The following is a 14,140-nucleotide window of genomic DNA, read 5'->3' as shown; positions in this document are numbered from 1 at the left end:
AGCAGCAAACGAGAATGCCCTCAACTCCCACAACCAAGTCACAGGTGCAGGCGTATCGATTCGTCGTTCGCCGCATGGAGTCCGCGTTGGTGCGCAAGGACGCGGTGATGATCCATGAACCGGCGCGCACCCAAATGCGGGCGACCGCCGCCGGGGCCGTGGTCGCCGTCGCGATCATTCTGGGATTCCTGGTCTACGGTCTGATCAAGCCGAAAGGAACCCTGCCGGATAACGGCATCGTGATCAGCGAGCAAACCGGGGCGGTTTTCGTCGCCACGTCGAACCCCCGCCAGCTGATCCCGGTGGCCAACATGGCCTCGGCGCGGCTGTTGCTGATGACCACCGGGGGTACCGCGTCGGGAACTCCGTCGCGGGTGGACGAATCGAAGCTCACCGATGTTCCGAGGGGGGCATTCACCGGAATTCCGGGTGCTCCCGAGCTGCTTCCCGACAAAGACCTGAGAGTTTCACCCGAATGGGCCGTCTGCGACCAGCTCTCCCGGAAGCTGGACCTTCCGGACCCGGACGAGCGGCCGGAGCTGCGCACCACCGCGCTGGCCGGGATCGCCGCGCCGGGCAGGCGGCTGGGGCCGAAGGAGGGGTTGCTGCTGGCGGCCCCGAACGGCCAGACCTACCTGGTCTTCACCGCCGACGACGAGATGGGCATGACGGGGACCGCGACCGTGCGGGCGAAGGTGGACCTCGGCAACGCCGCGGTCCGCGAGACCTTCCAGCTGACCGGGCAGAAAGCGCGCAAGGTCAGCAGCGGCCTGCTCAACGCCATCCCCGAGGTCGCCGAGCTGCGCGCGCCGGAGATCGCGCAGCGCGGTGAGCCGACCGCTTTCGGCAGTGGCAACCACAAGGTCGGGTCCGTCGTCCGGATGGAGCGGGCCCGGGGCGACTACCAGTTCTACGTGCTGCTCAAGAACGGAAAGCAGCAGGTGAGCGAGACCGTCGCGCAGCTGATCCGTTCCACCACCGCGGGCACGGGCTGGGCGGAGATGCCGGACAACGAGATGATCCACCTCCAGGCCGTGAACTCCTTGCAGGTCAAGGACTTCCCCCGGGTCGCGCCGACCATCCTGAACATCGAGAAGGCCCCGGTGACGTGCCTGGGGTGGACGCCGAAGGACGGGCGGCCGACGTCCGCGGTGACCGTCGGGGACAGCCTCGGGCCGAACGTGAAGCCCGTGCAGCTGGCGCAGGCCGACGGCAACGGTGAGGCGCTCGACAGCTTCTACCTGCCGCCCGGCCGTGGTGCCGTTGTGCGCGCGGCGACGTCCGAGTACGACCTCCAGACCGGGCCGATCCAGCTCGTCTCCGACCGCGGCGTGAAGTTCGGCATCCCGGACACGCGCACGGCGGAGGGACTCGGGCTCGCGGCGCCCTACTTGCCCGCGCCGGAGAGCATCCTGCGGTTGCTGCCGGAGGGCCCCAGGCTCGACCCGCGCGAGGCCCGCCGGGTGTTCGACGCGGTCCCGCTGGACGACTCGAAGATCCTGCGCCGCAAGGACCCCCGCGAGGCGCAGCCCGGCGGCTGACCCCGACGGGGGCTGGGGTCAGGTGGCGCGGCGGCGACGGGCGCGCACGGCGAGGTGGGTGAGCGCCAGCAGGCCCAGTGCGATTCCCGAGCCCACCAGGGCCACCGTGAGCGGGCGGTTGTCGACCGGTGGCGGCGCCGCGATGTCCACAGTGGATCGAAGCGGTGGCTGCGGGTTGATGCCCTGCTCCTCCGGCAGCACCGCGGTCAGCGCCGCGACCGGGTCGACCATCCCGTACCCGATGTGGAAGTCACGGGCCGATCTGCCCAGCGGCTGGCGCGCCGTCCGCTTGATCCGCTCCATCACCTGCGTCGCGTCCAGGTGTGGGTACCGGGCGCGGACCAGCGCGACGACACCGCTGACGTAGGGCGCGGCGAAGCTGGTGCCGTCGACACCGTGGAGCTCGTTGCCGTCCACGTAGCGGTTGGCCAATCCGCTCGCCCCCTCCTTGGGGTCGAGCGAGATGTTGTTCGTGCCGGGGGCGGCCACGTCCACCCACGGGCCACCCAGCGTGAAGTTGGCAGGCGCACCATCCTCGTTGAGCGCGCCGACGGTGAGCACGTCCTCGTCCAGCCAGGCCGGGGTGGGCACGGTCAGGATGGAGTCAGGGCGGTTGGGGTTGCCGCAGTTGCTGTTTTTGCCGCTGGTGACGTTGCCCGCAGCAGCGACGATGACAGAGTTCTGCTTGCGGGCATAGCGCACCGCGGCCTGGACGAGGGGCCAGTTCTCCCCCGGGGCCATGCAGACCACCGAGGAGATGTTGATGACCTTGGCCTTGCTGTCGGCCGCGCGCACGATCGCCTGCGCCAGCGTGGACTGGTCCCCCGCGCGGGCAGGCACGCCATTCTTCTGCGCGCCGAACGCCTTGCTGGACTGGCGGATGGCGAGGATGTTCGCGCCGGGGGCCACGCCTTCGAACGCGGATTCGCGGTCGGCGTCGTCGGCCGCGATGATGCCCGCGACCATCGTGCCGTGACCGTCGCAGTCGGTGGTGCCGTCCTTACCGCTCTGGACGTAGTCACCGCCGCTCGTCAACCGCCCGGCCAGGCGGGGGTGGCGGTTGACCCCGGTGTCGATCACCGCGACGAGTTGGCCCTCACCCCGGCCGAAGCGCCGCGCTCCTTCGAGGTTGAGGCCCATCTGACCCCAGGGCTTGACGTTGACATCGCCGTTCACCCGGCCTTCGACACACGACTTGTCCTGCGTGTACGTGACGTCGGGAGCCGGGTCCTTCTTCAGCGCCGTGACGTCGTAGCTGACCGGCGGAGGCGTCGGGTAGCGCGGAGCCGGGGTGAACTCCGCCGTGGGCTGGGCGAGCGCAATGACGCCGGCCAGGGCGATCAGCCGGTGCATCACAGGTGCCTGACGACGCTGTAGAGGTCCATCACGGCCAGCGCGAGCGGCAGCACCGCCGCGATCAGCACGGCCTCGGTGACGTCGACCGAGCGACGCAGCACGGGGGAGAACCGCTGCTTCGGCACGACAACGCCGAGCATGATCGCGGTCGCCGCGAGGACGACGAGCAGGCCGAACACCCACAGGATCTGGTGCAGCGGGCTCGCGCGGAGCAACCAGGCGACCATCAGCCCGGTCGCCGTCAGCAACCCGGTGGCCAGCAGAGCGATCGCCTGGCCGCCGTTGGCGTAGGTGCGGGCGCGCAGCAGCAGCACGGCGGCGACCACACCGCCGAACATCGGCGCGAACCACGAGGAACCGCCCGCCGCGATCACCGCGCCCGCCGCGGCGACCAGGCCGCACGCGATGAGCATGCCGGTCATGTACTGGTGGGCCAGGCCGGCGCGGCGCTCGATCACCGCGTAGTCGGGGAACTCGTCGTCCTCCTTGAGCTCGGCGGCACTGCCGGGCACGTGCGGGAGCGGGAGCTTGGCGAGCTGGATGGTCAGCCTGGGCAGCACGGACAGGCCCGCGAGCGCGACCGCCGCTGCCCCAGCGGCGATGCCCGCGAGCGAGTTCGGCAGGAACACCGCGACCAGGCTGGCGACGGCGCCGGTGGCTCCGACCCCCGCGCCCGCGACGAACACCGTGATCCCGCCGCCGAGCACGAGCAGGCTGATCACCGAGATCACGCCCATCGCCGCGAACGCCAGCACCAGGCTCGCCGGTCCGAGCCGCCCCGGCACCGCGTGCAGGCCGCACACGAAGGCCAGGGGCAGCGCACCGGCGGCCGCGATCACGACACCGGAGTCCGGCGCGCGGTGCACGCGGGTGACCGTCGAGCCGGAGGCGATCGCGACCAGGGCGGCGACGCCCGCGGTGATCGCGGCGGCGAGCGGGAAGCGGGCTCCGGCCAGGTGCACGGCGACCGCCGCGGTGAGCAGGGCCAGGCCGCAGGCGATGTTGCCCAGCCTGCGCGCTGTGTCGCTGGTCCACGGCCGCAGCCCGCCGGGCTCGGCGTCGGCGATCGCGTCGACCACGTCGTCGTAGAGCGGGGGCGGCGGGTTCTCGTTGCGGCGGCGCAGCTGCACCAGGTCGCCGTCGACCACGCCGAGGGAGGCCAGGGTCCGGCTCAGGTCGAGCGGGGGCTCCCCGAGCTTGCCCAGGCACCAGCCCCCGTGCCGGGCGCCGCCGTCCGGCGTCACCTGGCCTGCCAGGTTGAGCAGCATCGGCAGCAGGTCCGCCACCGCGACATCGGAGGGCAACGCCACGTCGATCCGCGTCTGCGGCGCGAGCACCGTCACCCTGCTGAACACCGTCGTGGCGGTAGCCACCAGCACCCCCTGTGCTTTGTTAGCCCGTCCCGGTGGGCGATCACCGAATCGACCGGAACGGCGTACCGAGCGCCCCTAGTATGGCCAAGCCCCGTCCGGCAGTACTTCGGGTTCGGTGAATCCGCCGGAAGGGGGTAGGGCAGTCTTGGGGGACCGCCGAATTGTCGAGACGACCCTGACGAGCTAAGAGGTACTGCTTCGGTGAGCACGCTTCAGTTCAAGCGGTCCGCGCGACTGAGCCCGCCCCGTATGCCAGGTGGTGAGCTGCTTCTCGAAGCGCCGCCCGAGGTGCCCCGCGTGATTCCCGCCAACATCCTGATGAAGATGTTGCCCGCGGTGATGATCGGGGCTTCGGTGCTGATGATGGCGCTGGTGTTCCTCACCGGCGGGCAGAATCCCAGCTCGCTGATCTTCGGCGGGATGTTCCTGCTGTCCACCATCGGGATGATGGCGGGCGGAGGATTCGGCGGGAGCGGCAAGAAAAAGGCCGAGATGAACGAGGACCGCAAGGATTACCTGCGGTATCTCGGGCAGATGCGGGAACGCGCTCGTCAGGCCGGGCGCGACCAGCGCGAGGCGCGGGAGTGGGTGCACCCCGACCCGCAGGCGCTGTGGTCGCTGGCCGCCACCCGGCGGATGTGGGAGCGCCGCGCGAGCGACCCTGACTTCTGCCACCTCCGCATGGGGCGCGGGCCGCAGCGGCTGGAGACCCGCCTGCGCCCGCCGGAGACGGGGCCGGTCGACGAACTGGAACCGATCACCACGCTGGCGCTGCGCAAGTTCATCCGCGCCCACTCGATCGTCCCGGACCTGCCGTCGGTGTTCACGCTGCGGGCCTTCGCCGCGGTCGCGCTGCACGGCGAGCGCGGGCAGACCCGTGCGCTGGCCCGCGCGCTGCTGGCCCAGCTGGTCACCTTCCACGCGCCGGACGACGTCCTGGTCGCCGTCGTCGCGACGGGCCGGGCGCGGGCGGAGTGGGAGTGGGCGAAGTGGCTGCCGCACGCGCAGCACCCCAGGCTCACCGACGGCATCGGCCCGCTGCGGATGATCACCGGCTCGCTCAAGCAGGTCGAGACCTGGCTGGCGGAGGAGATGCGGGACCGCCCGCGCTTCACCAAGGGCGGCCAGCAGCAGCCGGAGCTGCCGCACGTCGTGATCGTCGTCGACGAGGGCGAGGTCGACGGTGACGAGCACGTGCTGCTCACCGAGGGCCTGTCCGGCGTCACGCTGCTGGACCTCTCGGACTCCATCGGCACCCTGTCCAAGCGCCGAGGCATCCGGCTGACCATCCAGGACGGCAGGATCGGCGCGCTCAGCGGCACCGGCGGCGTGGAGTGGTTCGGCAGGCCGGACGCGATGACGGTGACCGAGGCGGAGGCGCTGGCCAGGCGGATCTCGCCGTACCGGATCATCACCGGCGCGGGCGCGGAGCAGGTCGACGAGCCGCTGCTGACCTCCGACACCGGCCTGTTCGAGCTGCTCGGCCTCGGCGACCCGATGAGCTTCGAGATCGCCCACGCGTGGCGGCCGCGGCCGATCAGCGACCGGTTCAAGGTGGCCTTCGGCGTCGGCGAGCACGGTCAGCCGGTGGAGCTGGACATCAAGGAGGCCGCGGTCGGCGGCATGGGCCCGCACGGCCTGTGCATCGGCGCGACCGGCTCCGGCAAGTCGGAGTTCCTGCGCACCCTGGTGCTCGGCATGATCGCCACGCACTCCTCGGCGATGCTGAACCTGATCCTGGTGGACTTCAAGGGCGGCGCGACCTTCGCGGGCCTGGAGACCGCCCCGCACGTGGCCGCGGTGATCACCAACCTCGCCGACGACCTGACCCTGGTCGACCGCATGCAGGACGCGATCGCGGGCGAGATGAACCGCCGCCAGGAGGCGCTGCGCGACGGCGGCAACTTCAAGAACGTCTGGGAGTACGAGCGGGCGCGGGAGAACGGCGCGGACCTGGACCCGTTGCCCGCCCTGTTCATCGTGGTCGACGAGTTCTCCGAGCTGTTGTCGGCCAAGCCGGACTTCATCGAGCTGTTCGTCGCCATCGGACGGCTCGGCCGGTCGCTGCAGATCCACCTCCTCCTCGCGTCCCAGCAGCTCGAGGAGGGCAGGCTGCGCGGGCTGGACGGGCACCTGTCCTACCGCATCGGCCTGAAGACCTTCTCCGCGTCGGAGTCGCGGTCGGTGCTCGGCGTCCCCGACGCCTACGAGCTGCCGCCGGTCCCGGGCTCGGGCTACCTGAAGTTCGACACGAACACGTTGGTGCGCTTCAAAGCCTGTTACGTCTCCGGCCCGCACCGGCCGCCCGGCATGCAGGCGGTCCGCGCGACCGCCCCGGTCACCGGTGACCGCAGGCCGAAGTTGTTCGTCCCGGACTTCGTGGAGATCCCGGTGGAGCCGGAGGTTCCGGTCACCGCGGACGAACCCGCGAAGCAGCCGGAACAGCCGACCGAGCCGAGCGAGCTGGACATCGTCGTCCGCCGGGTGCAGCGCAAGGGGCCGGAGGCGCACGCCGTGTGGCTGCCGCCGTTGAACGAGCCGCCCTCGCTGGACCTGTTGCTGCCCAACCTCTCCGCGACCGAGGACCGCGGACTGTCCCCTGTGGACTATTTCGGTGCCGGGAAGCTGATCGCCCCGGTCGGCATCGTCGACCGTCCCTACGAGCAGCGCAGGGACACCCTGTGGGCCGACTTCTCCGGCGGTGGCGGACACGCGGCAGTCGTCGGCGCGCCGCGCGCGGGCAAGTCCATGTTGCTGCGGTCGACGGTGATGTCGATGGCGTTGACGCACACCGCGGAGGAGGTGCAGTTCTACTGCCTCGACTTCGGCGGCGGCACGCTAGCGTCCCTGCAGGGCCTGCCGCACGTCGGCGGTTACGGCGGCCGGTTCTCCCCGGACCTGGTGCGGCGCATGGTCGCCGAGCTCAAGACGTTGCTGGCCGAGCGCGAGGAGAGCTTCCGCGAGCTGGGCGTGGAGTCCATGGTGGAGTTCCGCGCCCGCAAGCGCCGCGGTGAGATCGTCGACGACGCCTTCGGTGACGTGTTCCTCGTGGTGGACGGCTGGGCGGCGTTCCGGCAGGAGTTCGAGCTGCTGGAAGAGGACGTGGTCAAGCTCGCCGCGCAGGGCCTGGCCTACGGCGTGCACGTCGTGGTCGCGGCGACGCGCTGGGCCGAGATCCGCCCGTCGCTGAAGGACCTGCTCGGCACGCGGTTCGAACTGCGGCTCGGCGATCCCAGTGAGTCCGATGTGGACAGACGAGTCGCGCTCAACGTGCCCGCCGACCGCCCCGGGCGCGGTGTGTCCAGGGACCGGCTGCACTTCCTCACCGCGCTGCCCAGGATCGACGGCGCGGCCAAGGCGTCCTCCGGAGTGCCCATGACCGCCGAGGACGTCGGCACCGGGATCTCCGACGCGGTAGCCAAGATCGCCGCGGCCTGGCGCGGGCGCTGCGCCCCGCCGGTGCGGATGCTGCCGGACTCCTTCCCCTACGCCCGGCTGCCCGCACCCAGCGCCGAGCTGCCCCGGCACGCCATCCCGATCGGCATCGACGAGGACGAGCTCAAGCCGGTGTACCTGGACTTCGAGTCCGAGTCGCACTTCGTCTGCTTCGCCGAGCAGGAGTCCGGCAAGACCAACCTGCTGCGCACGATCGTCCAGGGCGTGGTCGACCGCTTCACCCCCAAGCAGGCGCGGATCATCCTGGTCGACTACCGCCGCACCATGCTCGGCTTCGTCACCTCCGAGCACCTGCTGGCCTACGCGGCCGGATCGCAGCAGTTCACCGGCATGGTCGAGGACATCCACGCCTCGCTGACCAAGCGGCTGCCCGGCCCGGACGTCACGCAGGAGCAGCTGAAGAACCGCTCCTGGTGGTCCGGCCCCGAGCTGTTCCTGGTCGTCGACGACTACGACCTGGTGGCGACCTCGGGCAACAACCCGCTCGCCCCGCTGGGCGATTTCCTCGCGCAGGCAAGGGACATCGGCCTGCACCTGGTCGTCGCGCGGGCCTCGGGCGGGGCCAGCAGGGCGCTCTACGACCCGGTGCTCGGCAAGCTGCGCGAGCAGTCCGCGCCGGGCATCGTGATGAGCGGCAACCGGGACGAGGGCGCGCTCGTCGGCACCGTGAAGCCGTCCTCGATGCCGCCCGGCCGGGGCATCCTGGTCAACCGCAGGTCCGGCCAGCGGGTCGTGCAGCTGGCCTGGCTGGACCCCGCATGACCGAAAGGGTCCGGCTCGCCGTCGACTTCGGCACGTCCAGCACGTGCGCGGCGTTGTCGGTCGACGGCGCCGAACCCGCCGTGGTGCTGATCGACGGCAGGCCGCTGGTGCCCTCCGCGGTGTTCGTCGCCGTTGACGGGACCGTGTTCGTCGGCCGTGAGGCGGAGCGCCAGGCCGCGATCGACCCCGCGCGGTTCGAGCCGCATCCCAAGCGCCGCATGGACGAGGGCGAGCTGCTGCTGGGCAACCTCGTCGTCCCGGTCGTGCGCGTGGTGGCCGCGGTGCTCGCGCTCGTCGTGGCCGAGGCGCGCCGGATCGCCGGCGGTGCGCAGGTCGACGTGCTCGTGCTGACCCACCCCGCGAACTGGGGTTCCGTCCGCCTCGGCGCGCTCGCTCAGGCCGCCGCCGGGCTCGCCAGTCGCGTCGTCCTGGTTCCGGAACCCGTTGCGGCAGCGATGTTCTACGCCGTGAGCACGGGATCGACCGGCGTGCTCGCCGTGCTCGACATCGGCGGCGGGACCGTGGACGCCGGCGTGGTCCGGGGGTCCGAGGTGCTGGCCAGCCGTGGTGACCCCGGGTTCGGCGGTGCCGACATCGACCAGGCGCTGCTGGAGCACGTCGGCATGCGGGTCTCCGGTGAGGACCCGCAGGCGTGGCAGCGGCTCGTCGAGGGCCGTGAACTGCCCGACCGCCGACGTCGGCGGGTGCTGCACGAGGACGTCCGCAGCGCCAAGGAGACCCTGTCCCGGCACGCCTACACCGACATCCCGATGCCCCCGCCGTTCACCGACGCGCACGTGCCCCGCGTGGAACTGGAGCGGCTCGTGCACGGGCGGCTGGCCCGCGCCGTCGAGCTGCTGGCGGCGACCGTGCGGGATGCAGGGGTGCACGTCGACGGGGTCTTCCTGGTCGGCGGCTCCAGCCGCATCCCGCTGCTCGCCCGGCTGGTTCACGATCGGCTCGGCACGGTGCCCACCGCGCTCGACCAGCCGGAGACCGTGGTGGCTCGCGGGGCCCTGTGCGCGGTCCCGGTCGCACCCGAACCGGTACCGGCCCCGGAACCGGTGCCCCTGTCCCAGCCGCCGCCACCACCGGCCCCGCCGCGTCGCCGATCCAAGGCGGTATTCGTCGCGGTCGCGGTTCTCGTGGCCGCCGCGACGGTGATCACCGGATTTGTGGTGTTCGGGGGAAGCGGTGGCAAGGAACTCGCGCAGTACGACTACCGATTCCGCGTTCCCGACGGATGGGAACACAGCGGCGGGGATGCCACGAAACGCAAGGTCCAGCTGCGCAGAACCGCGAGCCCGGACACCGACGACGTGATCGGCGTGGAACAACGCCCGCTGTCCTACAACGCGACGCTGGAACCGGAACGGGCGCTCGGTGAACTCCGCAGGGCAGTGGAGGCCGAAGCCCCGTCGGGCATCACCGGCTTCGCGCCCTCGGTCCGGTTCGGCGGCCGCGAGGTCGCTCGGTACGGGCTTGAGCTGCGAGGATCGGTCGTGCAGTGGTACGTCGTCTTCGACGGCCCGAAGCAGCTCATCGTGGGCTGCCAGAGCACGCCGGGCGGCCGGGATGAGGTCGCGAGGGCGTGCGAACACGTGGTCCGCACACTCTCCGGCACCGGCTGAGTAATTTCACGGGCAAATGCCAGAGTGACTTTCCCTACCAGAATGCGATCGGGTCCCACCAATCAGGTGGACCGCGTTCACAAGCGCAACAACTTGCCGCATTGCGTCGCCGTCTCGGAACGGCTCGTGGCATGGTCTGGGGCTGTAACACCGATCGAAGGGGGAGTCGTTCGATGACTCAGTACGAGGTCAATGCGGAGGCGATGGGCAAGGCCTCCGTCGACGTCGCAAGAGTGCGGGACCAGCTGGTCGGCCAGCTCAACAGCCTCAGGGGGCAGCTGGAACCGCTCCAGGGCCAGTGGAAGGGCGAGGCCTCCAAGGCCTTCCAGACGCTGATGCGCAGCTGGGGCGAGCAGACGCTGAAGCTGAACAACGCGCTCGGGGTGATCTCCGACCAGCTCGGCCAGTCCGGCAAGTCCTACATCCGCCGTGAGCAGCAGGCCACCGAGGGCATGTCCAGCATCCGCGCCGGCCTGGAAGGACTGTGACGACCATGGACATCAAGGTTCAGTTCGGATCGCTGTCCGAGGCGCAGGGCAACATCGCCGCCGCCGCGACCAAGGTGCGCACGCAGCTCGGTGAGCTGAAGTCCGACCTCGCGCCGCTGGCCGCGACGTGGACCGGTGCGGCCGCGGACAACTACAAGCGGGCGCAGCGCGAGTGGGACGAGGCCGCGAAGGCCCTGCAGGAGATCCTGGCCAAGGTCGGCGTCGCGCTCGGCCACGCCAACGAGAACTACCAGGACGGGGAGCGCAAGGCCGCCGACCTCTGGTGACGGCGGGCGCCGCCTGACGTGCGCGAAGGCCCCCGGCGGGACGGCCGGGGGCCTTCGCGTGTGTCCGGCAGGCCCCCGACCTGGCATGATGGCGGACATGGCGCTCGTCACCGGGGGCCGTTTTGACCCTGCCGCACGACGGCAGGTAACCTCGATCGCTGTTGAAGCGGTATATCGTGCGGCGCCAAGTCGGCCGCGCGTTTTCGCGCCCTGAGTTCTCCCCGCGCAAGCGGGAGTTTCCCGCAGGTGCCGGACTCTGCCGCCCCAACGCCACCCAAGACGCGAGTGACGACGAGGTAGATCCGTGCGCACGTACAGCCCGAAGCCCAGCGAGGTGAAGCGAGCCTGGCATGTCATCGACGCCCAGGACTTGGTGCTCGGCCGCCTCGCGACCCACGCCGCCACCCTGCTGCGGGGGAAGCACAAGCCGACCTACGCGCCGCACATCGACACCGGTGACTTCGTCGTCGTCATCAACGCCGAGAAGGTCGCGCTGACCGGCAACAAGCGCGACCAGGAGTTCGTCTACCGGCACAGTGGCCACCCGGGCGGCCTCAAGAAGCGCTCGTTCGGCGAGATGCTGGACAAGTACCCCACCAAGCTGGTCGAGAAGGCCATCAAGGGGATGCTGCCGAAGAACAAGCTCGGCAACGCCATGGGCAAGAAGCTCAAGGTGTACGCCGGTCCGGCCCACCCGCACGCGGCCCAGCAGCCGCAGACGTTCGAGCTCCCCAAGGTCAGCCAGTGACCCAGCCGGTGTCGGACAACCAGAACTCAGAGGAAAACCGCGTGACCACTCCCGCTGACGAGACCACTCCCGCCGTCGACGAGACCGTTGCCGCCGAGGTCGCTGCCGACGAGGCCGCCACCGAGGTCGTCGCCGAGGCCGAGGCCACCTCTGACGAGGTCGCCCCGGCCGCCGACGTCACCGCGCCGCTCGGCACCGGTCGCCTGATCCAGACCGTCGGCCGCCGCAAGCAGGCCATCGTGCGCGTCCGCCTGGTGCCCGGCACCGGCAAGTTCCTGCTCAACGGCAAGGACATCGACGCCTACTTCCCGAACAAGGTGCACCAGCAGCTGATCCGGGACCCGTTCACCACCACGGACAAGCTGGACAAGTTCGACGTGTTCGGCACCCTGAGCGGTGGCGGCGTCTCCGGCCAGGCCGGTGCGCTTCGCCTGGCGATCGCCCGCGCCCTGGTCTCGCTGGACGCCGACGACCGCCCGGCGCTGAAGAAGGCCGGCTTCCTCACCCGTGACCCGCGGGCCAAGGAGCGGAAGAAGTACGGTCTCAAGAAGGCCCGTAAGGCTCCGCAGTACAGCAAGCGCTAGGTCCACCGGCGCTCCTGCCTGGCCTTACCTCGCAAGACAACCTACGGGAGCAGATGTCCGTCTTACGGATGTCTGCTCCCGTAGTTGCGTCCGGCCCTCGACCGGGCCCGTCACACGGAGGACTTCTCGACATGGCTCGCCTCTTCGGCACCGATGGTGTGCGCGGTCTCGCCAACTCCGACCTCACGCCCGAGCTCGCCATGTCCGTCGCGGTGGCGGCCGCCCGGGTGCTCGGCGAGCGCACCGGCTCCGACCGGCCCGTCGCGGTGGTCGGCCGGGACCCGAGGGCCAGCGGCGAGATGCTGGAGGCGGCCGTCGCTGCCGGTCTCGCCTCGGCGGGCGTCGACGTGCTGCGCGCGGGTGTCGTGCCCACCCCGGCGGTGGCGCACCTGGTCAGCGACCTCGGCGCCGGGCTGGGCGTGATGATCTCGGCGTCGCACAACCCGATGCCGGACAACGGGATCAAGCTGTTCTCCGGTGACGGCCACAAGCTGCCGGACGCCGTGGAGGACGAGATCGAGCGGCTGATCGCCGAGGGCACGGGCCAGGGGCGGCCCACCGGGGGCGCCATCGGCCGGGTCCGGGACGTCGACAACGCCGTCCAGCGCTACGTCGACCACCTGCTGCTCGCCACCCCGCAGCCCCTCGAAGGCCTGCGCGTGGTCGTGGACTGCGCGAACGGCGCCGCCTCCGCCGCTGCCCCCGAGGCCTACCGCCGCGCGGGCGCCGAGGTGATCGCGATCCACGCGGAGCCGGACGGTGTCAACATCAACGACGGGTGCGGCTCCACCCACCTCGACGTGCTGCGCACCGCGGTCCGTGAGCACGGTGCCGACCTGGGCATCGCGCACGACGGTGACGCCGACCGCTGCCTGGCCGTCGACCACACCGGCGCCGAGATCGACGGGGACCAGATCCTCGCGGTGCTCGCGCTGGCCATGAAGGAGGGCGGCGAGCTCGCCGACGACACCCTCGTGGCCACCGTGATGAGCAACCTCGGCCTGCACCTGGCCATGCGCGACCACGGCGTGAACGTGCGCACGACCTCGGTCGGGGACCGCTACGTGCTGGAGGAGCTGCGCTCCGGCGGCTACTCCCTCGGCGGCGAGCAGTCCGGGCATGTGGTGTTGCCCACTCACGCCACCACCGGCGACGGTCTGCTGACGGCGCTGCGCCTGATGGCCCGCGTGGTCTCCACCGGCCGCCCGCTGGCCGAGCTGGCCGGGGTGATGCGCCGCCTGCCGCAGGTCCTGGTCAACGTCAAGGTCAGCGACAAGGCCAGGGTGGCCGCGTCCCAGTCGGTCGCCGAGGCCGTGGCCGCCGTCGAGGCCGAGCTGGCCGGCTCCGGCCGGGTGCTGCTGCGCCCCTCCGGCACCGAACAGCTGGTCCGCGTGATGGTCGAGGCCCCCAGCCAGGACGCCGCCGACGCCGCCGCCAAGCGCCTCGCCGGGGTCGTTTCCGGCATTCGCTGAACACTTCCCCTGTTCGTCGGACGCGCGCGTCTCCGCTGGTCCACCATGGGGTGGATCGCGGTGGAGGCACGCGTGGGCGGGGGAGCCCCTCGATAGCCTCGCTGCGGTTCGCAGGACATGCGAGGGGGACGACCAGGTGGGTTTCGGCACCAACACCGACGAGATGGCACGAGTCGCCGGCGCTCTGCGCGCCGCGGCCGGTGAGGCCGGTCCGAAGATCAAGGACCTCGAGGGCGCGGTCAACGGGGGCGCCAAGCTCGGCTCGGCGCACGTCGACGCGGCCACGAAGTACCAGGAAGGCCTGCGCAGACTGGTCACCGCTGCGAACAGCTTCGCCACCGCCACCAACGACTTCGCCGGACGTCTGGAGAAGACCAAGGGCGGCTACCAGTGGGTGGAGAACAACAACACCCGCACGGTCGGGGGCAAGTGATGGCCAGAC

11 protein-coding genes are annotated in these 14,140 nt (G+C 71.0%); 9 read left to right on the top strand and 2 right to left on the bottom strand.

The window, feature by feature from the left end:
* The first annotated feature begins 14 nt into the window (after positions 1-14).
* Positions 15-1,541 (top strand): type VII secretion protein EccB, encoded by a 1,527-nt coding sequence (gene eccB, locus BLT28_RS25165; RefSeq protein ID WP_030427422.1) that lies wholly within the window; start codon positions 15-17, stop codon positions 1,539-1,541.
* Between the two features lie 18 nt (positions 1,542-1,559).
* Here the strand turns inward: eccB and mycP are convergent, their stop codons facing one another.
* Both mycP and eccD read right to left on the bottom strand, forming a co-directional pair.
* A complete protein-coding gene (gene mycP, locus BLT28_RS25160; RefSeq protein ID WP_052406887.1) occupies positions 1,560-2,894 on the bottom strand; it encodes a type VII secretion-associated serine protease mycosin in 1,335 nt (444 codons plus the stop codon).
* Positions 2,894-4,270, bottom strand: a complete 1,377-nt coding sequence (gene eccD, locus BLT28_RS25155) for a type VII secretion integral membrane protein EccD (protein ID WP_030427424.1) — start codon at positions 4,268-4,270, stop codon at positions 2,894-2,896. Before eccD ends, mycP begins: the two co-directional genes overlap by 1 nt.
* A gap of 201 nt (positions 4,271-4,471) precedes the next feature.
* Here eccD and BLT28_RS25150 point away from each other — a divergent pair, with 201 nt between their 5' ends.
* From BLT28_RS25150 to BLT28_RS25115, 8 genes are all read left to right on the top strand, one after another.
* The gene (locus BLT28_RS25150) at positions 4,472-8,488 is read left to right on the top strand and encodes a type VII secretion protein EccC (RefSeq protein WP_030427425.1); all 4,017 of its coding nucleotides are present in this window, start codon (positions 4,472-4,474) and stop codon (positions 8,486-8,488) included.
* The gene (locus tag BLT28_RS25145; protein ID WP_030427426.1) at positions 8,485-10,119 is read left to right on the top strand and encodes a type VII secretion-associated protein; all 1,635 of its coding nucleotides are present in this window, start codon (positions 8,485-8,487) and stop codon (positions 10,117-10,119) included. The genes BLT28_RS25150 and BLT28_RS25145 overlap by 4 nt, the downstream gene beginning before the upstream one ends.
* Before the next feature lie 173 nt (positions 10,120-10,292).
* The gene (locus tag BLT28_RS25140) at positions 10,293-10,607 is read left to right on the top strand and encodes a WXG100 family type VII secretion target (RefSeq protein WP_052406888.1); all 315 of its coding nucleotides are present in this window, start codon (positions 10,293-10,295) and stop codon (positions 10,605-10,607) included.
* 5 nt (positions 10,608-10,612) lie between these two features.
* Positions 10,613-10,894 (top strand): WXG100 family type VII secretion target, encoded by a 282-nt coding sequence (locus tag BLT28_RS25135; protein WP_030427428.1) that lies wholly within the window; start codon positions 10,613-10,615, stop codon positions 10,892-10,894.
* 304 nt (positions 10,895-11,198) lie between these two features.
* A complete protein-coding gene (gene rplM / locus BLT28_RS25130; RefSeq protein WP_030427429.1) occupies positions 11,199-11,642 on the top strand; it encodes a 50S ribosomal protein L13 in 444 nt (147 codons plus the stop codon).
* A 41-nt stretch (positions 11,643-11,683) separates the two neighbouring features.
* Positions 11,684-12,226: a 30S ribosomal protein S9 gene (rpsI, locus tag BLT28_RS25125; RefSeq protein ID WP_030427430.1), complete on the top strand. Its 543-nt coding sequence runs from the start codon at positions 11,684-11,686 to the stop codon at positions 12,224-12,226.
* Between the two features lie 131 nt (positions 12,227-12,357).
* Positions 12,358-13,698 carry a phosphoglucosamine mutase gene (gene glmM / locus BLT28_RS25120; protein ID WP_030427431.1) on the top strand — a complete coding sequence of 447 codons (1,341 nt, stop codon included), beginning with the start codon at positions 12,358-12,360 and terminating at the stop codon, positions 13,696-13,698.
* 136 nt (positions 13,699-13,834) lie between these two features.
* A complete protein-coding gene (locus tag BLT28_RS25115) occupies positions 13,835-14,131 on the top strand; it encodes a WXG100 family type VII secretion target (protein ID WP_030427432.1) in 297 nt (98 codons plus the stop codon).
* The last annotated feature ends 9 nt before the right edge of the window (positions 14,132-14,140 follow it).

The organism is Allokutzneria albata (genome assembly GCF_900103775.1).
Taxonomy (GTDB): domain Bacteria; phylum Actinomycetota; class Actinomycetes; order Mycobacteriales; family Pseudonocardiaceae; genus Allokutzneria; species Allokutzneria albata.
The sequence above is the reverse complement of the archived record's forward strand: the minus strand, read 5'-3'. Positions and strand labels throughout refer to the sequence as shown.